15 protein-coding genes, 1 tRNA gene and 1 pseudogene are annotated in these 21,983 nt (G+C 34.3%); 10 read left to right on the forward strand and 7 right to left on the reverse strand.

Annotated elements, in window-relative coordinates; all coding sequences use genetic code 11:
- Nucleotides 1–262: 262 nt before the first annotated feature.
- On the forward strand, nucleotides 263–2,542 hold the full coding sequence (lip, locus tag CD150_RS01230) for a YSIRK-targeted triacylglycerol lipase (RefSeq protein WP_103161259.1): 2,280 nt from the start codon (nucleotides 263–265) through the stop codon (nucleotides 2,540–2,542).
- An 867-nt stretch (nucleotides 2,543–3,409) separates the two neighbouring features.
- Here the strand turns inward: lip and CD150_RS01235 are convergent.
- The 3 genes and pseudogenes from CD150_RS01235 to ilvD form a co-directional block, all read right to left on the reverse strand.
- Nucleotides 3,410–3,670, reverse strand: coding sequence for a helix-turn-helix domain-containing protein (locus CD150_RS01235; protein ID WP_064209960.1), 261 nt, complete (start codon nucleotides 3,668–3,670; stop codon nucleotides 3,410–3,412).
- Nucleotides 3,648–3,812: pseudogene (locus tag CD150_RS01240) on the reverse strand (helix-turn-helix domain-containing protein); the annotation flags it as partial. The gene CD150_RS01235 and the pseudogene CD150_RS01240, both read right to left, overlap by 23 nt.
- Nucleotides 3,813–3,991: 179 nt before the next feature.
- Nucleotides 3,992–5,692, reverse strand: coding sequence for a dihydroxy-acid dehydratase (gene ilvD, locus CD150_RS01245; protein WP_103161260.1), 1,701 nt, complete (start codon nucleotides 5,690–5,692; stop codon nucleotides 3,992–3,994).
- A gap of 445 nt (nucleotides 5,693–6,137) precedes the next feature.
- On the opposite strand from ilvD, the gene CD150_RS01250 reads away from it, so the two are divergent.
- A complete protein-coding gene (locus CD150_RS01250; RefSeq protein ID WP_073344991.1) occupies nucleotides 6,138–6,917 on the forward strand; it encodes an arylamine N-acetyltransferase family protein in 780 nt (259 codons plus the stop codon).
- A 163-nt stretch (nucleotides 6,918–7,080) separates the two neighbouring features.
- Nucleotides 7,081–8,046 (forward strand): LysM peptidoglycan-binding domain-containing protein, encoded by a 966-nt coding sequence (locus CD150_RS01255; protein WP_073344986.1) that lies wholly within the window; start codon nucleotides 7,081–7,083, stop codon nucleotides 8,044–8,046.
- A gap of 124 nt (nucleotides 8,047–8,170) precedes the next feature.
- Here CD150_RS01255 and CD150_RS01260 read toward each other — a convergent pair whose 3' ends face one another.
- On the reverse strand, nucleotides 8,171–8,440 hold the full coding sequence (locus tag CD150_RS01260) for a hypothetical protein (protein ID WP_019467864.1): 270 nt from the start codon (nucleotides 8,438–8,440) through the stop codon (nucleotides 8,171–8,173).
- A gap of 182 nt (nucleotides 8,441–8,622) precedes the next feature.
- On the opposite strand from CD150_RS01260, the gene CD150_RS01265 reads away from it, so the two are divergent.
- The 3 genes from CD150_RS01265 (at nucleotide 8,623) to CD150_RS01275 (ending at nucleotide 10,849) form a co-directional block, all read left to right on the forward strand.
- A complete protein-coding gene (locus CD150_RS01265; protein ID WP_073344981.1) occupies nucleotides 8,623–9,024 on the forward strand; it encodes an NUDIX hydrolase in 402 nt (133 codons plus the stop codon).
- A complete protein-coding gene (locus CD150_RS01270) occupies nucleotides 9,018–9,488 on the forward strand; it encodes a GNAT family N-acetyltransferase (protein ID WP_103161261.1) in 471 nt (156 codons plus the stop codon). Before CD150_RS01265 ends, CD150_RS01270 begins: the two co-directional genes overlap by 7 nt.
- A gap of 740 nt (nucleotides 9,489–10,228) precedes the next feature.
- Nucleotides 10,229–10,849: a hypothetical protein gene (locus CD150_RS01275; protein ID WP_073344976.1), complete on the forward strand. Its 621-nt coding sequence runs from the start codon at nucleotides 10,229–10,231 to the stop codon at nucleotides 10,847–10,849.
- A gap of 186 nt (nucleotides 10,850–11,035) precedes the next feature.
- Here the strand turns inward: CD150_RS01275 and CD150_RS01280 are convergent, their stop codons facing one another.
- The 3 genes from CD150_RS01280 to gltC form a co-directional block, all read right to left on the reverse strand.
- On the reverse strand, nucleotides 11,036–11,824 hold the full coding sequence (locus CD150_RS01280) for a YibE/F family protein (RefSeq protein WP_046206996.1): 789 nt from the start codon (nucleotides 11,822–11,824) through the stop codon (nucleotides 11,036–11,038).
- Nucleotides 11,821–12,933: a YibE/F family protein gene (locus CD150_RS01285; RefSeq protein WP_103161262.1), complete on the reverse strand. Its 1,113-nt coding sequence runs from the start codon at nucleotides 12,931–12,933 to the stop codon at nucleotides 11,821–11,823. The genes CD150_RS01280 and CD150_RS01285 overlap by 4 nt, the downstream gene beginning before the upstream one ends.
- An 81-nt stretch (nucleotides 12,934–13,014) precedes the next feature.
- Nucleotides 13,015–13,902 (reverse strand): glutamate biosynthesis transcriptional regulator GltC, encoded by an 888-nt coding sequence (gltC, locus tag CD150_RS01290; RefSeq protein ID WP_073344968.1) that lies wholly within the window; start codon nucleotides 13,900–13,902, stop codon nucleotides 13,015–13,017.
- A 141-nt stretch (nucleotides 13,903–14,043) separates the two neighbouring features.
- Between gltC and gltB the strand changes: the two genes are divergently transcribed.
- The 4 genes from gltB (at nucleotide 14,044) to treP (ending at nucleotide 21,937) form a co-directional block, all read left to right on the forward strand.
- Complete coding sequence (gene gltB / locus CD150_RS01295; RefSeq protein WP_073344963.1) at nucleotides 14,044–18,543, forward strand: glutamate synthase large subunit; 4,500 nt, start codon at nucleotides 14,044–14,046, stop codon at nucleotides 18,541–18,543.
- A gap of 18 nt (nucleotides 18,544–18,561) precedes the next feature.
- Nucleotides 18,562–20,025: a glutamate synthase subunit beta gene (locus CD150_RS01300; RefSeq protein ID WP_073344959.1), complete on the forward strand. Its 1,464-nt coding sequence runs from the start codon at nucleotides 18,562–18,564 to the stop codon at nucleotides 20,023–20,025.
- Nucleotides 20,026–20,085: 60 nt separating this feature from the next.
- Nucleotides 20,086–20,178, forward strand: a tRNA-Ser gene (locus CD150_RS01305).
- A gap of 331 nt (nucleotides 20,179–20,509) precedes the next feature.
- Complete coding sequence (gene treP / locus CD150_RS01310; protein ID WP_064209969.1) at nucleotides 20,510–21,937, forward strand: PTS system trehalose-specific EIIBC component; 1,428 nt, start codon at nucleotides 20,510–20,512, stop codon at nucleotides 21,935–21,937.
- Nucleotides 21,938–21,983 lie beyond the last annotated feature (46 nt).

The raw sequence follows: 21,983 nt of genomic DNA on the forward strand, positions 1-21,983 counted from the left end.
GTTTAGTAAGGTCAAATTAAATTATTTATTTAAAAAATTTGTTGTATTGCATTAATTGTTTTAAATAGATAATTTAATTTTTACTATTATTTGAAAACGTTTTCTGAAAGGAGTAATTTATGAAAGAGATTATTGGTAAAATTTTCGAATTAGTACCGCGTATTATTTTAAATCTATTCATTTAGCAAAAGGAAGTTTGTTATTTATTAAATTCTATTAACCAAGAGGTGTCTAGTATGGAACAGAAAAAAACAAATATAGTATTCGTAAATTCACTTTTGGCGCATCATCTATATTAATTGGATCTTTACTCTTTATGGGCGTAGACAGTGCGCAAGCTGCTGAAACAGAAAAACAAGCAAGCGAAATGAGCTATCAGGACATTGGGGAACATATTGGGGAAACAAATAGTGATAACACTACTGGGGAAAGTAGTGTACCGGTTAATAAGAATAATAATTTAGAGCATGATAAACAAACTTCAGAAAATCAAAGCTTACATAATGATAAATTAACAACTGATGCAGAAAACGTAAATAATGAAAAGGTAGACTTAGAAAATAATAAAAATAACACAACAGAAGAAGTAGATCCAGACTACAACAAACAAGATAAAGCCAAAGTAGAGACAACAGAAGAAGTAGACCCAGACTACAACAAACAAGATAAAGCCAAAGTAGAGACAACAGAAGAAGTAGACCCAGACTACAACAAACAAGATAAAGTCAAAACAGAGACAACAAAAGAAGTAGATCCAGACTATAATAAACAAGATAAAACTAAAACAGAGACAACAAAAGAAGTAGATCCAGACTATAATAAACAAGATAAAACTAAAACAGAGGCAACAGAAGAAGTAGACCTGGACTACAACAAGCAAGATAAAGCCAAAGCAGAGGCAACAGAAGAAGTAGGTCCAGACTACAACAAGCAAGATAAAACTAAAACAGAGACAACAAAAGAAGTAGATCCAGACTACAATAAACAAGATAAAACTAAAACAGAGGCAACAGAAGAAGTAGATCCGGACTACAACAAGCAAGATAAAGCCAAAGCAGAGGCAACAGAAGAAGTGGATCCGGACTACAACAAGCAAGATAAAGCCAAAGCAGAGGCAACAGAAGAAGTAGACCCAAACTACAATGAACAAGATAAAGTAAAAGAGATGAAAGTAAATGAAAATGCATCCCAATCAGAATCTCAAAATGATATTAAATTTGGACAATTAAAAAATGACAATTTAGCTAACGAAGATAGACAAAGCAATCAACAGAAAAACGATCCAGATAAAAATTTAGCTTTACTTAAGAAAAATGCGGTTGCTACAACAAATAATCAAGTGAATCAACAGAACGCTGAAAAAACGCAAGAACAACCAACAAAAAAAGCGAAACAAGGCCAATATAAAAACCAAGATCCCATTATATTAGTACACGGTTTTAATGGTTTTACAGACGATATTAAACCCTCTGTTTTACCTCATTATTGGGGAGGCGACAAATTAAATATTCAACAAGACTTAGAACAAAAGGGTTACAATGCATATGAAGCAAGTATTGGTGCGTTAAGTAGTAACCATGACAGAGCAGTTGAATTATACTATTACATTAAAGGCGGTACAGTAGATTATGGGGCTGCACATGCTGAAAAATATGGTCACGAACGTTATGGCAAGACATATGAAGGTGTATATAAAGACTGGCAACCAGGTCAAAAAGTTCATTTAGTTGGTCATAGCATGGGTGGACAAACGATTAGGCAACTAGAAGAATATTTACGTAATGGTAATCCAGAAGAAATAGAATATCAAAAACAACATGGTGGCGATATAGCACCAGTATTTCAAGGTAATAACGATAACATGATTAGTTCAATTACTACCTTAGCAACACCCCATAATGGTACACACGCAGCTGATCAATTAGGTAATGAAACGCTCATCAGACAAGTTGCGTTTGATTACGCGAAACTAAAAGGTAATAAAAATTCTAAAGTTAGCTTTGGTCTTGAGCAATGGGGCTTAAAACAAAAAGATGATGAGACATATAATCAATATGTTAAACGATTGAAAGATAGTAAATTATGGACGACAAACGATAATGGCTTTTATGATTTAACCAGAGCAGGAGCGACTGAATTAAATAAAAAAACATCACTAAATCCGAACATCGTTTATAAGACATATACTGGAGAATCTACAAGAGATGGATTATTTGGTAAACAAAAATCAGATATTAACATGTATTTACCTATGGGATTAACAGGTAATGTGATTGGAAAAGCACCTGAAAAAGAATGGCGTGTCAATGATGGTCTGGTTTCAACAATTTCAGCATTACATCCATTTAATCAAGCACATATAGAAGCATCGAACCAGGTTCAAAAAGGTGTTTGGCAAGTGACACCAATTATGCATGATTGGGATCATGCGGACTTTGTCGGACAAGATAGTAATGATACAAAGCGTTCACAAGCAGAATTAAGACAATTTTATGAAGGCATTGCCTCAGACTTAGTAAAAACTGAAAACGCTGAAGCATAGATCAAGCGATGCAAATATATTTTCTGAAGGTGAGGGTAAATAATGAGTGGAGACTTTTTTGATTTAGTAGGTTCATTATTTAATATATTGAAAACTTTATTTTCGTAAGAAAGTAGAAATTGATAAATTTAATGAAGGAAATTAAATATTATTATATAAAGAGAATGGTTTAAGGCGATTTGATATGAAAATTGAGCGAGGATAAATAATCAAAATTTATGGTTTTGATTTTATCCTCGTTTATTTTTTATTAAGCGTACTATGATTTGAGTTATATTTTCTTGAATACAATTTTTGTATAATAATGAAGTATGATAGGTGAATAAGCTTATTGAACGGGTAAAGGAAGTGAAACAAGACGTTAAAGAAGGATGAGAGAAATATAAAAAAGAACAACATCAGTGAATGGTTTCAGTGCAACTATTGGTTATAGTATGTATCAAAAAAAAGACTGATACATACCGTACCAGTCTCTTTATAGAGGTTAGAAATTATTTACCTGTGAATAAACCAACGATTTTTTTGATGATATCAATGATAAAGTCCATGTCCTTCACCTCACTTTTATTTGTTAACTTCACTATAAAAGACTTGTGCTAAATTTTGTTTGAAATTCCCTAAATAGTAATAAATTATTCCAAAATGGAATTTAATAAAAAAATATAACAATAAAGCATTCAAAAGTGTATGAAAGATGATTTCATTATCATTTCTTCTTAATAGAAGCTTATTTTCAAAAAACAACAATTTTTAAAATATAAAATTTCCATAGAAACAAAGTAAATGTCAATTCGTAAATCAAAAACATTGATGTCTTAACATCATACTATTATCAAATTTTGTGAAATTAACTATATGTAATAAAGTTTAAAAAGACTGAGCATAATTGTTTGCAGTGATACCGTATATTTTTTTGAATTGTCTATTTAAATGTGTTAAATCAGAAAATCCTAATTCACTAACTGCTAAATGTATATCTTTATCTATTTCTATGATATTTTTTGCTTCTTCAATTTTGCTGTTTAATAAAAATTGGTAAGGTGTTATCCCAGTTTGCTCTTTAAAATATCGTATAAATTGGAATTTTGACATGCCGAATTCATGTGCTAAATCTGTAAGTTTCCCCATTTCGATACCATCTCCACCATGTTTTCACTTGTGTTCTGTTTCTAATATTTAATGCTTCCATAATTTTTTTAATAGTATAACCAGCTTTTTTCATTTCAATAGTTTTATGCTTTGTTTCTAATGAATACGACACTCTTTTCATAGAAAAAAACACATCCGTAGGATTCATTTTTAATGAATTCAACGAAAGTGTTTTTATTTTATTCCCATTATTTGGGGTCAGTGCTTTTTGATGTACATTGGTTTTTAATTAAAAGTTCAAATTATACTTTTAACATTAATTATAGAATGGTATTAAACAAATTAAACAAATGTGATGCATTAGTCAGTAATTGCACCTTTTGAAGCAGATGATACGAGTTTGGCATATTTTGCTAATGTACCACGCGTTTCTTTTAGTGGTGGTGCTTGCCATGCATTGCGGCGACGTTCTAGCTCTTCATCAGAAATATCAAAACTAATTTCTAAATTTTTAGCGTCAATGGTAATGATGTCGTCTTCTTGAAGTAATGCCATTGGGCCCCCTGCTTGGGATTCTGGAGCAGCGTGACCAACTACTAGACCATGTGAACCGCCTGAAAAACGTCCATCTGTTAGCAATGCTACAGATTCACCTAATCCTTTTCCTACTAAAATAGAAGAAGCTGATAGCATTTCTGGCATACCAGGCGCCCCTTTTGGTCCAGCATAGCGAATCACCACAACATCTCCAGGTTGTATATCGTCATTGAGTATGGCTTTTGTTGCTGCAGGTTCTGAATCAAAAACCTTAGCAGGTCCTTTGATATAAGTCACACTTAAACCTGAAATTTTGGCTACTGCGCCCTCAGGTGCTAGATTACCTTTTAAAATAACAAGTGGACCCGTAGGATGTTTAGGCTGATCAAAATTAATGATGGCTTTATCGTCAGAAAGGCTAGGTTGTTGAGCTAAGTTTTCAGCAACGGTTTTCCCAGTAACTGTTAAACAATCTCCATGAATTAACCCTTTTTCATGTAATAATTTCATTACACCTGGCACGCCACCGACTTCATCAAGATGTGCCATGACGTATTTGCCGCTAGGTCTTAAATCAGCAATATGCGGTACGCGTTTACGTATTTTTTCAAAATCATCAAGTGTCAAATCTACATCAATTGTATGTGCAATAGCTAGTAAATGTAAAATCGCATTTGTAGATCCGCCTAATGCCATGACAACAGTAATTGCATTTTCAAATGCTTCTTTGGTCATGATATCTTTAGGATATATACCTTGTTCCAATAAATGATAAACAGCTTTGCCTGCTGCACGACTATCTTTAGATTTATTAGTTGATACAGCTGGGTGAGACGCACTTCCAGGTAAGCTCATTCCCATAGCTTCAATGGCAGAGGACATTGTATTCGCAGTAAACATCCCGCCACAAGCACCAGCACCAGGACAAGCAGCGCACTCTACTTTATGTAATGCCGCCTTGTCGATTTCTCCATTATTGTATTGTCCCACACCTTCAAAAGCAGATACGGCATCTAAATCTTTACCATCTAATTTCTCGGGTAATATAGTACCGCCATATACAAAGACAGCGGGTAAATTAAGACGAGCGATACCAATCATACATCCTGGCATGTTTTTATCACAGCCACCGATTGCTACTACGCCATCTAAATTTTCTGCATTGACTACAGACTCAATTGAATCAGCGATGATTTCACGACTTGGCAATGAGAAACGCATACCATCTGTGCCCATGGAGATACCATCTGAAACTGTTATCGTATTAAAAATCAATGGTGAACCTCCGGATTCGCTTATACCGCGTTTAGTTGCACGAGCGAGACCGTCGATGTGCATATTACATGGTGTGACTTCACTCCATGTACTAGCAACACCTATCATAGGCTTTTCAAAATCTTCATCTTCAAAACCAAGTGCACGTAGATAAGATCGATTTGGTGTGCGACTTACACCTTCACTAATCACTTTGCTGCGAATTCGTAAATCGTTTGGTTGTTGATTTTGCGATTGTTCCTTGCTCAAATAATCCCCTCCAAAATAAAAAACATAATATATTAAGAATAGTCTGAAAATTAATAATAAACACCAAGCAGTGTGACGCTTAAACGTTCATACATATCACTAAACCGTGAGGTGCCAAAATGTGTAAAAATTATTATATTAGCTATACAAATGTATAGACATACACAATATCTATTTATTTAATTGATGTCAATATCAAAAGATTGTCTATAATCATTATTACCCCTTATCATATAAAATAATAGAATATATTGAAGAAAATTATACATAACTTAGAATAACTATATTTTTGTTGTTTCGAGTGAATGAGTGGGGTTGATCGAGTTTAAGTTGAAGATGCTTTTTGATGTAGTTAAAATTCCTGGTTTGCTTGTTACTTCTAATTGAATTCATGCATCGTGAGTATCGAGCTTATTTTTAAGCTATTAAGAAATGGAGGAGTTGTATGACTAATTTTAACGTATTAGAAAATTATTTAGAGATAGACACACATACAGATTATGGCAATCACTTAGAAACATTGAACTATTATATTGAAAGATATGTATTGAATGTGCCATTTGAAAATATTAATGTGCAGAATGGACAACCTATTGCTTTAGATAATGCATCAATGATAGATAAAATTGTGAACCAACATAGAGGTGGCTATTGTTATGAACAAAACAGATTGTTTTGTGAATATTTAACAAGTAAAGGCTATAACGTTTATATGGTTTCTGCGACAATTTATAATGGTTCAGGTTGGGCCATGGAAGGTTCACATATGGCATTAATCGTTATATTGAATCAGAAAAAATATTTAGTTGATGTCGGTTACGCGGATATACCTAAAGCAGCCATACCTATTGCACATGATGAACAATCTGTTTATGATGTGAACGGTGAGTTTAAGGTAAGTAAAGTAAGCGATCATACATTTGAAATGAAGAAGAAAGTTGATTATAAATGGCAGACGCAATATCAATTTAAAGATGAACCTAGAGAACTGGCAGATTTTGAACCAGGTATAGCGTTTAATCAAAATAATGAATCATCTATTTTTGTACAGAAACTGTTAATTAGTAAAGCAATGCCATATGGTAGGGTGACAATGTCGAATGATCATATAACAATTACACATCATGGTCAAAAGGAAAAGAAAAATATAACATCTGAAAATTATAAATACTTTTTACATCGTTATTTTAATATTAAAGATATAGATATAAAAACATTTGACTGAAATATACAGTTTTCAAAGCCATGTTTCATTAGAAATAACAAAAGGTTTACTTTGTAATAATAATGTCATATAAATTATATACAAAAGTGTTAAATTAAATTGTATAATAGTAAGCGTGATGGAAACGAAAAGTATCGGATTTATATTTGGGAGGTTAACATAAGTGCATAAAAAAATAATAGCAACTGTAATTGGGACAAGTGCGCTTGCAGCTATTAACTCTGCAAATGCAGATGCAGCTACAACATACAAAGTCAAAAGTGGCGATTCTCTTTGGTCAATAGCGAATAAATATAATATTTCAATAGCAAAATTGAAATCATTGAATAATTTGACATCGAATGTGATTTTTCCAAATCAAACATTGAAAGTGTCAGGGACTACAACTTCAAGCACTTCAACAAGCAGCTCAAGTGCGACAACATATACAGTAAAATCAGGTGATTCATTGTCATCGATTGCTGCAAAACATGGGACGACATACCAAAAAATTATGAGTTTAAATGGACTCTCGAATTTTACAATCTATCCAGGTCAGAAATTAAAAGTATCTGGATCAACATCTACGTCAACAAGTGGTTCAACTGCATCAGGTAGCACAACGACATACACAGTGAAATCAGGCGATTCATTATCGGCGATTGCAGCTAAATACGGTACGACTTATCAAAAAATCATGAGTTTGAATGGTCTTAAAAACTTTAATATCTATCCAGGACAAAAATTAAAAGTATCTGGTACTGCATCGTCATCTAGTGGCTCAACAGGTTCAACTGGCTATAAAACGCCGGTATTCAATCATTCAAATTTATATGACTGGGGTCAGTGTACATGGCATGTATTTAATAAACGTGCTCAAATCGGTAAAGGGATTAGTACTTATTGGTGGAATGCTAATAATTGGGACAACGCTGCACCAGGAGATGGCTACACGGTAGATCATAGAGCAACTGTAGGGTCAATCTTACAAAGTGACCTTGGATATTATGGACATGTAGCATTTGTAGAATCTGTAAATTCAAATGGTAGTATTACGGTTTCTGAAATGAACTACAGTGCTTCGCCTGGCATCGCCACTTATAGAACAATTCCAGCATCTCAAGTAAGTTCATATAAATATATTCATTAAAGCTGTAGAAGAAATAAATATTTTTGACACTCACGCATAAACGTCAATTTCTATTAATTATATAGAAATTGACGTTTGTTTTGCTTTTATGAAATTTTATAACACATTGATGTACGTTTTATATTTATGGTTCTTGACGTAATGATTTTATACGCTTGGCAGTTGAGAACAACGTACTTGCCAAAGTGAATGTTGAAAATATTTTAGCAAATTTCTTAGGTGATTTTAAGGCAGTGTAGAAATCTAAGACTGCACCCACACTTGTAATAGCCATGCTCGTGTATAGTAATTTTTTATTTTTTGATTGATATGCATACCAATTAAAGCCTTCTACGGCAATACCTATGAAATTTATTGTATTTGAAATGCGGTTAATTTTTGTTTTTTTAGCCATGAATGAAATCCTCCATTTTATAAAATCCGTTTTATTATTATAACATTAAATAAGTTAAACTCTATGGTGAGAGATATATACCAAATGTTTTCAAGGAAGAAAATATGATAACATAAGTGCTGAAAGTACAAAAATAGTTTGATTATGATGTTTATTCATGAGGGGGAGTGGAGACGTTAGTTATGATTAAATGTGTATGCTTAGTAGTTGAATCAGATGACAAGTTGTTATTAGTACAAGCTAGAAACAGAAATAAATATTATTTTCCAGGTGGAAAAATAGATTCAGGAGAATCCCTAAAACAAGCTTTACGAAGAGAATTACAAGAGGAATTACAGTTGGATATTTCGGAAGAAACCTTTACATATATGGGTAAAGTTGTAGGAGATGCTTATCCCCAAAAAGATAAAAAGACGGAATTAAATTGTTTTTCAACATCTTTTGAAATTGATTGGTCATCAGTAAAACCAGCACAAGAAATTACTGATATAAAGTGGATAAAAAAAGATGAAACAGAAAACATTGCACCTGCCGTGCTTACATGGATTGAATATGCTAAAGAAGCGCGGTATCTAAAATGGTGAAATTAAGACCGTATCATACATTGTTATTTTCTGATTTAGAGAAATTTACGTTGTTGGAAGAAGATCGTAAATTCACTAAAACCCCTTTGGAAAATATTGATTTGGCAAATCGAGATCAAGAACGTCACCCTACGTTAGTGTATGATGACAAAGACCGATGTGTTGGCTTTTTTACGTTACATGAAGGTGAAGGGATCAAACCTTATTCTACAAACCCAAATGCAATATTTTTTAGATCTTTTAGTGTGGATAGTCAATATCGAGGATTCGGGTACGGTAAAAAGGTTATGCAAGCATTGCCTCAATATATCAAGCAGTATTATCCGACGATCAATGAAATTTATTTAGCGGTTAATACAGATAACCATTTGGCTAGAAAACTTTATATTCAAAATCATTATGAAATCGTAGGGGAAACGTTATTAGAAAACAAACCTGTCTACATAATGAAACAAAGTTGTTGAAATTAAAAGTTGCGTCGTGAAAGCTAACAGAGTTTGTTAGACTTTGCGACGTTTTTTTACGTGAAAAACTTGATAAATGTGGTTGCGTAATAGAGTTGCAAATGGAAAATAAATAAGAGTGAAAAATTGATAACTATAATTAAATTTGGGGATTTAAAACGCAGAATAGAAAATATATTATAATTATTTAAATTTAGATGAATCAATTATGTTTATTTAAATATAAAAATCTGCTATGGTTGGTTATTAAATGTTAAATATATAAATAATATAAAATAAGGATATGATTATTTTGAATGTATAAGCTGTTAAACTGAATTGCTCAAGCATGATTAGATTAAATAGACAATATGAACCGAAAATTTTTATTTGAACTTCTTGATGGGCAGTTTGGTTTATGAAAAATCATTTTTAAACCGTTAAGATTGGCTTTTGCAAGTGCTTCGCATATGAGATTGTACGTAGAGCTTAATAGATATTATGGTTGAAAGTCATTTTTTAATGTTGTCTGCTGTCATGAGTTTAGATGATACTTTGTAGAAGTTTGATTTTTAAAAGTTTAGCATGCCATAAATAGTAGAATTATTTTATTGATTAATAATCATTGATCTTAAGTTGAAAAATAAACATGAGCTTTGGCACTTCACATTTGATGTGGGGTGTTTTTCTATGTGTGTCGTCAGCGAGTATTGCGATAGCCAACTATTATGATGAAAAACAATGTAATAGGAGGTTATTTTATGCTTATAAAACGTAACAATGTGAGTCCATTTAATATTATGTGTAAAAATTTTAATGAAGAAATAAAACCTTTTACATATCAAAGGTTCGTAGATTTTGGGGAATGTTACTATTATTTGAAAGGTACTTCATTTGATTATATTGCGACAAGCGTTATTACTAGATATGAAAATGAAGCTTACGATACATTTAGTTCTAGATTTGATCATTTTGATGAAACTGAAAAGGTATACATTGAAAAATTAGAGGTGGCAGCTCCTTTTGAAAACAAAGGGATTATGACAATTATGTTTTGTGACATTATGTTAGCATTATTAACGAGAAGTTTAGCGAATGAAAACCATATAGAGATTAAATTTATCAATACTTCAGATTTAATCAAAGATGGGAAGATAGTCAATGTGTACCATAGTGTGATGCCCAAATATGAATTATCCTTGGCACAACCTAGTAGTTCGAGAATTGTATTGGAAGGGAGACGTACTAAATTTAATATTGATTTTTATCAAGATATTTATTATATATTCCCACTGCAAACAAGAGAAGAGGATATCGCATATTACACAAAGTTACGAGAACGTAAAATACGGTTATTAAATGAAAAATTGCAAGAACTTTAAATGATATCAATGTGTTGAAAAAACGCTTGGAAAGTTAAATTCACAAATAAAAGCTGAAAAATTTGTGCCGTTGTAGGATGGTAAAAAGCTTTAATTATAAAAATTACTATGTATGCATTATATAATTATACAAATTTAAGAAGGAAGTGGGAAGCATTTAAAGATGTCCCACTTCCTTTTCATTTTTTAATGTGACGATTGATGTGTGTGTTCTGGATGACGCTTTTTTTGATATTTAATTAAAAGTGCAGTTATCCAAGCAGTAATAGGGATGCTGATTGCAACAGCGATACCACCTAGAAGAATGGATATAAATTCTTGTGCGAAGATTTTAGAATTGATGATATGTCCAAAAGAATAGTTCAATCTAAAAAACCAAAAGAATAACGTTAATTGCCCACCAAAATAGGCTAGATAAATTGTGTTTGCAGATGTAGCTAAAATTTCACGTCCTACCCGCATACCAGATTGAAACAATGCTTTGCTTGATAAAGTTGGGTTGGTTTCGTATAGCTCATACATGGGTGAACTGATTGTTATTGCTAAATCAATCACCGCAGCTATGACGGCAAGCACTACCGTGAACACCATGAATTTCACCATATCAATGCCAATATTCATAGAAAAAATATACGTTTCATCTTGTTGCTCGGTCGTAAATCCTTGTAAATGTCCGATAGATACTGATAAATAAATGCCGACTATCAAGCATAAAGTAGTAATAATCGTCGCGCAAAATGCTGCTTTGGTTTTTGTATTGTAACTATTTAAAACGAATAAATTACATGCTGCGATAACGATACAGAATATCAGTGTTACAAGATAAATAGGCGCACCGAGCATAATGATAATAACAGTGATTAATAATATGACAAAATTTAAAAAGAGTGTTAAATAAGAGATGATTCCTTTTTTTCCTCCAAAGATTGCCATTAATAAGAAAAGTATAAAACCTAAGATTGTTATGACGCTCACTGATTAGCACCTCGCATTTTAAACCATAATTGCATTAATAAAATAGTGATTGGAATAGTTAAAACAATGCCAATACCACCAGTAATTGCCCGGGAAATTTCTAATGACCAATTCATGGAAATTGTATAAGTAACTGTATTGGCATTTTTAAGATATATCAGAAACATTGGAAGACTACCAGATAAATATGAAAATAATAAGATATTTGTCATTGTTCCCATAATATCTTGGCCAATATTACGTCCTGCGAGCGCCCAACGAGTCATGTTGATGTTAGGCGTTCTGCGTAATATTTCAGCCATGCCACTTGCTATTGTGATAGCAACATCCATGACAGCACCGAGTGTGCCAATCATAACAGAAGCGAGGAAAACGTCCTTAGGAGGCAAAGTTAAGAAACTCATAGTTTCAAACTTTAAGCCAGCACCGCCTGTTAATTCAATAACTAATTGGGTAGCACCAACACAAATAAAAGTTCCTAATAAAGTGCTTGCTATCGTAATTGACGTTCGCCATCGCCAACCAGTAACTAAGAGTAAAGTGAATATCGTGCTGAAAATGACACCGATACTCATAAGTGCAAATAAGTTTAAATTCGGGAATTTACTGTGTAAGTAGATAGCCAAGAGCACAACAATAGTATTAAAAACTAAAGAAAGTATCGATTGTAAACCGATTTTTCGACCTACCAGTAAAACGGTTAATAAAAATATTCCAGTTATCATAACGACGAGGCTATCTCGTTTCTTTTCTATGATATAAGTATCACCTAGATGCTTGCCGATGTGTAACAAAACTTTGTTGTGTTTGGAGAATGCTTCACTATCAGCTTGTGATGCTATGTAATGGTGTGGTATCTTCGTCGTTTGCCCCTTGAACTTCCCGTTTAAAATTTTAAGTGTTAGGGTTTGGTTATATTTAGTATCTTTATTGTGATTATCATCCGTAATGTGTGATGTGGATTTATTTTCGATTTTTGTGATTTGACCGATTGGTGTATCGTAAAATCTGTCATTGAAAAATGTGAAAATAAATACAGCTAAAAATAAGATCATGAATATCAAGACGACCCAACCAAAAGGCCGTTTAAATAAAGTTTTAAAAGGCATTATTTTGTTTCAGTCCTCTCTATATAGACAATGCGATTATACGCTCACAACGATTTAAATTCAAAAGTTTTATGCATATGATTAATGATAAGTTGTGCTTCTACTTAATAATTTATCAATGAGTTCTAATAAAAATTGTAAATCGTGTTTTCGATTGTCTAGTCGAACAACTTGGCAAATGGTTCTTTTCAATGCAGTATGTTCTAATGATATTTTTTCCCATTTTTGTAGATTTTTTGTTAGCAAATGATAAGAAGCTGTGACGATGTAACCACGCGATTTGCTTAGGATATATTCTGCTAGTTGAGGATGTGTGATCGTTTGTATAGGTGTTTTGGTTGTTTTTACTAATGCTTGTCTGATTTTCGTTGGTAATGGATATAATTCGTAAATAGATTTATTCGAAAATTGTACTAAAGGTGGATTTGTAGCCATAGTGATGGGGTCATCTTTAGGTACATAGACATGAAATGTTTCTTCAAATAAAGGGCTTACTTTTAAAGAACGGTGTTGTTTGAGTTCATCTGACATAGCAGTAAAAGCAATATCAATTTTATCTGTGAGCAAAGCTGCAAATATATCGTCCTCTTCCATTAAAATAGGCTGAATGATAGATGTACTTTCGTTTTCAAAGGATTGTATTAATAAGGTTAATACCTGCGTTATATAGCTTTCAACGTAACCAATACGTATAATATAATGCTCTGTTTCAGATTGGTTATGAAATAAACGTACTGTGTTATCAAGTTGTTCGATAATCTTGGTTGCTTCAGAAAATAATTGTTGTCCTTCTTCGGTAATGTGTATGTTACGTCCTTCTCTGTTAAACAACGTCACTTGTAACTCTTTTTCTAATAATGTAATTTGTCTGCTTATGGCAGATTGAGCAATGTTAAGTTCTAATGCAGCATCTGATAAATGTTCTCTTTTTGCAACTTCTATAAAATATTTCAATTGTTTAATTTCCATATAACCATTCCCAACATATTAATATTATTCGAATTATTAGAATAATATCATCTATTTTATATATTGAATAGATTAATGTATTACTATATAGTTTACTATACTTATTCAATATTCAGAATTTTCGAAAAAGAGGTGAGGGTTATGATCGAATATGGTAAGCAATTTGGATTATATGATAGTCGTGAAGAGCACGATGCATGTGGTATTGGATTCTATGCCAATATGAATAATCAAAGGTCACACGATATCGTTGAAAAGTCATTAGAAATGCTACGTAGGTTAGATCATCGTGGAGGAATTGGTGCAGATGGTATAACTGGTGATGGTGCCGGTATCATGACAGAGATTCCTTTTGGGTATTTTTCTGAACAAACAGATTTTGAATTACCGGAAGAAGGTCATTATGCAGTAGGTATGTTTTTTTCAAATGAGAAGATAAAAAATTCAAAGCATGAAGCAACGTTTAATCGTTACTTTGAAAGCGAAGGATTGAATGTTATTGGTTATAGAGATGTACCAGTTGATGTCAATGCCATTGCCGAACATGTAGCTCAAACAATGCCATATATACAACAGGTATTCATCGCCTTAAATAACCAAACGCATATAGAAAAAGCATTGTTTTTAGCACGTAAGCAAATTGAATTATATGCTAAAAAACAACAAATAGATTTATATTTTACAAGTTTGTCTCATAAAACAATCGTCTATAAAGGGTGGTTGCGTTCTGATCAAATTAAGAAACTCTTTCAAGATTTAAATGATGAGCATTATATATCAAAACTTGGACTTGTACATTCCCGTTTTAGTACAAATACCTTTCCGAGTTGGAAACGTGCACACCCCAACCGATTATTAATGCATAATGGGGAGATTAATACCATTAAAGGTAACGTAAATTGGATGCGCGCAAGACAAAATGATCTCATTGAAAGTATTTTTGGTGAAAACAAACATAAAGTAGAGGAAATCATTGATGAAGACGGTAGTGACTCTGCTATTGTAGACAACGCATTAGAATTTTTATCTTTAGCAATGGAACCAGAAAGAGCAGCGATGTTAATGATACCGGAGCCTTGGCTTTATAATACAGCGAATGACAATAATGTCCGTGCTTTTTATGAATATTATAGTTATCTAATGGAACCGTGGGATGGCCCGACAATGATTTCTTTTTGTAATGGGGAGAAAATTGGTGCGCTAACAGATAGAAATGGCTTGCGTCCAGGACGTTATACAATCACTAAAGATAATTACATTGTTTTTTCGTCAGAAGTGGGTGTTGTAGATGTACCGGAAGAACAAGTTGCTTTTAAAGGCCAACTCAATCCAGGTAAATTATTATTAGTTGATTTTCAACAACAAAAAGTAGTTGATAATAATGAATTAAAAGCACGTATCGCTGATGAATTACCATATGAGAATTGGCTAAATCAATTTAAAATAGACTTAGATTTAAATCATGTAAAAGTGACACCATCGGATTGGGATGAAACAACTTTAACAAGGTTACAAAAGCAATTTGTTTATACGAAAGAAGAAATCGACAAATATATGACAGAATTAATTGAAAGTAAGAAAGATCCAATTGGTGCTATGGGGTATGATGTTCCAATTGCTGTTTTAAATGAAAAAGATGAATCGTTATTTAATTATTTTAAACAACTTTTTGCACAAGTTACCAATCCGCCAATTGATGCATATAGAGAAAAAATAGTGACAAGTGAATTGTCTTATCTAGGTTCAGAAGGTAATTTACTAAATCCTAATGAAGATGTGTTGAACAGAATTCAATTGAAAAAACCGGTGCTAACTGAGGCGCAATTAAAAACGATTGACGACAGTAGGTTTAAAGTTAAGCATTTATCTACATTGTATCAAGAAAATTTAGAATCGGCGTTAGACCATTTAGGGGAACAAGCAATTCAATCAGTAAAAGATGGCTATGAAATCATTGTCTTAGATGACCGTGTATTAGTAGAAGAGCAAGGTTATGCAATGCCAATATTGCTTGCGGTCAGTCATGTGCATCAGTTATTAATCAGAAAAGGTTTACGCATGCGCACAAGCATCATCGCACTTTCTGGTGAAACGAGAGAGGTGCATCATGTAGCGTGTTTATTAGGGTATGGGGCGAATGCAGTCGTACCATATCTAGCGCAACGTACAATAGAAAATTTAGTGGATAAAGGACGCTTAAACGGAGAGGTTACTGAAAATGTCCAAACATATACAGATACTTTGTCAGAAGGTGTCATAAAAGTAATGGCTAAAATGGGCATTTCTACCGTTCAAAGTTACCAAGGAGCACAAATTTTTGAAGCGGTAGGTTTGTCGCAAGATGTGGTTGACCAGTATTTTACAGGTACACAAACCAAGTTATCTGGTATCGATATAAACTTGATAGATAAAGAAAATAAAGCAAGACAATCATCTGAGAGCGAGTACCTGGAATCTGGCAGTACGTTTCAATGGCGTAAGCAAGGTCAACATCACGCATTTAACCCGACGACAATTCACTTACTACAACATGCGTGTCGTTTAAATGATTATGAACAGTTCAAAACATTTTCAAATGAAGTCAATCATCAACGTACAGATCATATTCGTCATTTAATGGAATTTAAAAAGCAAGACTCGATTGATATCAATGAAGTAGAAGCAACGAGTGAAATCGTTAAACGTTTTAATACAGGTGCGATGAGTTATGGCTCTATTTCTGAAGAAGCACATCAAACACTTGCTGAAGCAATGAATCAAATGGGTGGTAAAAGTAATAGTGGTGAAGGTGGAGAAAACCCAGAACGATTTGTGGTGGATGATGAAGGTCGAAATCGATCTAGTGCAATCAAACAAGTTGCTTCCGGAAGATTTGGAGTGACGAGTCACTACTTACAACATGCCAAAGAAATACAAATCAAGGTAGCTCAGGGAGCTAAACCAGGGGAAGGCGGGCAGTTGCCTGGTTCTAAAGTTTATCCGTGGATTGCTGAAGTCAGAGGGTCTACGCCGGGTATTGGCTTGATTTCCCCGCCGCCACATCATGATATTTATTCAATTGAAGACTTAGCACAATTAATTCATGATTTGAAAAATGCTAATAAAAACGCAAATATCACAGTGAAGCTCGTATCTAAAACTGGTGTCGGAACAATTGCAGCAGGTGTAGCTAAAGCTTATGCAGATAAAATTGTGATTAGTGGATATGATGGTGGGACGGGTGCTTCTCCTAAAACAAGTATCCAACACGCAGGTGTCCCTTGGGAAATTGGCTTAGCAGAGACACATCAAACACTGATGATGAATAATTTAAGGTCGAGAGTGATTGTAGAAACAGACGGCAAATTACTTACAGGTAAAGACGTGGCATATGCGTGTGCGTTGGGAGCTGAAGAATTTGGTTTTGCAACAGCACCTTTAGTCGTACTTGGCTGTGTCATGATGCGTGTGTGTCATAAAGATACATGTCCAGTAGGTATTGCTACTCAAAACCAAGATTTACGCGCGTTATTTAATGGTAGAGCAGATCACGTGGTTAATTTTATGCATTTTGTTGCTGAGGAATTAAGGGAGATATTAGCCGAACTTGGATTACGCACGGTAGATGAATTGGTGGGTCGCACAGACTTATTAAAACGAAAAGATAATTTATCCCAACAAAGACCTAAAGCTGCTTCTATGAATGTAGAAGCATTATTATATCAGCACGACGGTGAAAGATATAAAAATATAGTGCAAAATCATCATCTTGATGAAGGTTTCGATTTAACGCAACTATTACCTGATGCTCAATCAGCAATTGAGCAACATAAGTCATTTACTGGCAATTATGTTGTAAAAAATGAACAACGAGACGTGGGTGTCATTACTGGCAGTATGATTACTGATATCCACGGTGCCGACGGTTTGCCTGAGGATCGTATTTATGTCAATACGGTAGGGCATGCTGGTCAAAGTTTAGGTGCCTATATACCTCAAGGATTAACAATACATCACACGGGTGATGCTAACGATTATGTAGGTAAAGGACTTTCTGGCGGTAAAGTGATTGTTAAGGCACCGACGCAACAACGAGAATCAGAAATTATAATTGGCAATGTTTGTTTCTATGGTGCATCATATGGCAAAGCTTTTATTAATGGTAAAGCTGGTGAACGATTCTGTATTAGAAATAGTGGTGTACAAGTAGTTGTTGAAGGTATTGGTGATCATGGTCTTGAATATATGACAGGTGGACGTGTCATTGTGCTTGGAGATGTCGGGAAGAATTTTGGTCAAGGTATGAGTGGGGGCGTCGCTTATATCTTCCCATCTGATGTTGAAAAATTTAAAGAAGCGCATCAATTAGACAGTTTAGACTTCGACGAAATCACTGTTGAAGCAGAAAAAAATGTTGTAAAAGAAATGTTAGAAGACCATTTACTTTATACAAATAGCGCTAAAGCTAAAAATATATTAAACCATTTTGAATCTGTAGTTGATCAAGTAGTAAAAGTCATTCCAAAAGATTATAAATTAATGATGCAAAAAATTGAATTGCAAAAGCGCGAATCTAACCAGCAAGATGAAGCGTTATTGAATGCTTTTAATGACAAGAGAACACATTTAGAACCAGCACAACAATTAACGGCTGTGTATTAAATTGAAGGGGGACTGAGTATGGGGGAATTTAAAGGATTTATGAGTTATGACAAACAACCCTTGCCTGAATTGTCTTTAGTAGAACGTTTGAAAGGACACGCACCCTTTCAGAAGAGGTTTACCAAAGAAGAAGCATCAGAACAAGGTGCGAGATGCATGGATTGTGGCACACCTTTTTGTCAGACAGGTGAGCCACATGGTAGAGAAACAATTGGTTGTCCTATTGGGAATTACATTCCTGAATGGAATGACTTAGTGTACCAAAAAGACTTCAAGACAGCATATGAACGGTTGAACGAGACAAATAACTTCCCAGAATTTACTGGACGCGTATGCCCGGCACCATGTGAACAATCGTGCGTAATGAAGATAAATAGAGCATCTGTTGCGATAAAAGGGATTGAACGTACCATTATAGATGAAGCTTTTGAAAATGGTTGGGTCGAACCAACGATACCAAGTGAGCGCAAAGCAGCATCAGTAGCGATAGTAGGAAGCGGTCCGGCTGGCTTAACAGCTGCAGATGAATTGAATAAATTAGGTTATTGGGTAACTGTATATGAACGTGCGCGTGAAGCAGGCGGGTTGTTAATGTACGGGATCCCCAATATGAAATTAGATAAAGCAGTCGTGCGACGTAGAATTAAATTAATGGAACAATCTGGTATCACCTTTATCACTGATACGGAAATAGGGGTAGACATCAGCAAAGAAAGTTTAGAGGAACAATTTGATGCCATTATTATTTGTACAGGCTCACAAAATGCTCGTGATTTACCATTAGAAGGCCGAATGGGTATGGGTATTCACTTTGCTATGGATTACTTAACAGAACAAGGCGAATATTTAAATGGTGAAATTGAAACGCCGTCCATTTCCGCAGAAGGAAAAAATGTGATTGTCATTGGTGCAGGTGACACAGGTGCAGATTGTGTGGCAACTGCATTGAGAGAAAATTGTAAATCTATCGTTCAATTTAACAAATACACGAAGCAACCAGAAGCCATTGAATTTGATGAAAATACGTATTGGCCGTTGGCAATGCCTGTGTTTAAAATGGATTATGCGCATAACGAATATGAAGCGCGTTTTGGTTTTGAACCACGAGCGTATGGTGTGCAAACGATGCGTTACGAAGTGGATCGTATTGGTAATGTAACAGGTGTTTATACACAAATACTTGAAGAAACAGAGGATGGTATGGTGGTTGTCGATGGTACAGAACGTCATTGGCCAGCTGATTTGGTATTGTTATCCATTGGATTTATTGGTACAGAAACTACTGTGCCACATGCTTTTGATATACAAACTGAAAGAAATAAAATTGTCGCAGATAATAAAGATTTTAAAACGAATCAATCAAATATTTTCGCGGCAGGTGATGCAAGAAGAGGTCAAAGTCTTGTTGTTTGGGCTATTCAAGAAGGAAGAGCAGTCGCTCGTGCAGTGGACGAATTCCTAAATGAAAAAACATTGGTGTAATACTTTAATTATAATTGACTTTTTTAATGGGCTATAATATTATAATTATTGTGTTCATTTGGAGGAATACCCAAGTCCGGCTGAAGGGATCGGTCTTGAAAACCGACAGGGGCTTAACGGCCCGCGGGGGTTCGAATCCCTCTTCCTCCGCCATTATCATTAAATACCAAGACTAATAAATATAGTAGGCAAACGTTTATTTAATATAAAGTGTTTGTCTTTTTTTGCTTTTTAAGGTCAATGATGAAGAAAAATAGACGAATAGTGAATATCGTCTTACTATCGCTTGTGTCACAGGTTATTAAACATAATGCAATGATTGCATCAAATGCAAAACGATATATTTTTTGAAGTAGGGTCTATGCGGAAATTAAAAATCAATTTCTGTATAGACCTTTTTTGTGAGTTGAGTGAAAGCCTTTGCAAAACTTGTCTATACAAGTTATACTCTGGATAATATTAAAGTTTAAGGGAGGGAATCATCATGGCTGTTAAAAAGAAAGATGTTCAAGATATCGTCAAGGCTATTGGGGGCAAAGAAAACTTGGACACAGCAACACACTGTGTGACGCGTTTGCGACTTGTTTTGAAAGATGATGATAAGGTAGATAAAGAGAGTCTGAGTAACAATGATTTGGTTAAAGGACAATTCAAAGCTGACAATCAATATCAAATTGTAATTGGACCAGGTACTGTTGATGAAGTTTATAAACAATTTATTGAAGAAACTGGGGCAGAAAGTGCCTCTAAAGATGATGCTAAAGCAGCGGCAGCTCAAAAAGGCAATCCTATACAAAGATTGGTTAAGTTATTGGGAGATATCTTTATTCCGATTTTACCAGCTATCGTAACTGCTGGTTTATTATTAGGGATTTATAATGTATTAACGATGGAAGACTTGTTTGGGAAGCAGGCATTGGTGGCACAATATCCACAGCTAGGGGACTTTGCAGATATCATTAATGTTATCGCGAATACTGCCTTCATATTCTTACCGGCTTTAATTGGTTGGAGTAGTATGCGTGTGTTTGGCGGGAGTCAAATACTCGGTTTGGTATTAGGTCTGATTTTAATGAATCCGCAACTCGCTTCACAATATGACATAGGTAAAGGTAACATTCCGGCGTGGCATATCTTTGGTTTAGAAATTAAACAACTGAATTATCAAGGTCAGGTCTTACCGATTTTATTAGCATCTTATGTATTAGCGCAAATTGAAAAATTCTTAAGTAAATATGTGCATGATTCAATCAAGATGTTAGTTGTTGGTCCTGTCGCCTTATTAATCACTGGTTTCTTAGCCTTTATCGTTATAGGCCCAATTGCTTTATGGCTAGGAACAGGGATTACAAACGGTGTGACATTTGTGTTTGAACATATAGGTTGGTTAGGTGGCGCAATTTATGGGTTCTTCTACGCACCTCTAGTGATTACAGGTTTACACCATATGTTCTTAGCGGTTGATTTCCAACTAATGGGAAGCAGTCTTAAAGGAACATATTTGTGGCCGATCTTAGCGATTTCAAATATCTGTCAAGGTTCGGCTGCATTCGGTGCATGGTTCGTCTATAAAAGACGTAAAATGGCAAAAGAACAAGGCTTGGCAATGACTTCTGGCGTATCAGGTTTCTTAGGTGTTACTGAACCAGCGTTGTTTGGTGTGAACTTACCGTTGAAATATCCTTTTGTTGCAGCGATTTTAACTTCGGGTGTGATAGGTGCTATCATAGGTGCAATCGGTGTCTTAGGTAATGTTGGCGTTGGTGGTGTACCAGCTATCATTTCTATTAAAAAAGATTTTTGGCTCATTTATGGCATAGGTACTGTTCTGGCAATGGTAGTACCAGCAATATTAACTGTGATCTTCTCGAAATTTAGTAAAGAAGAAGCGAAAGAAATAGTAGAAGAATAGTTAATGCAAATAGATAAGTACAACTAAACTCGCTAAGTTTGTTTAG

The organism is Staphylococcus ureilyticus, assembly GCF_002902235.1.
Classification (GTDB): Bacteria; Bacillota; Bacilli; order Staphylococcales; family Staphylococcaceae; genus Staphylococcus; species Staphylococcus ureilyticus.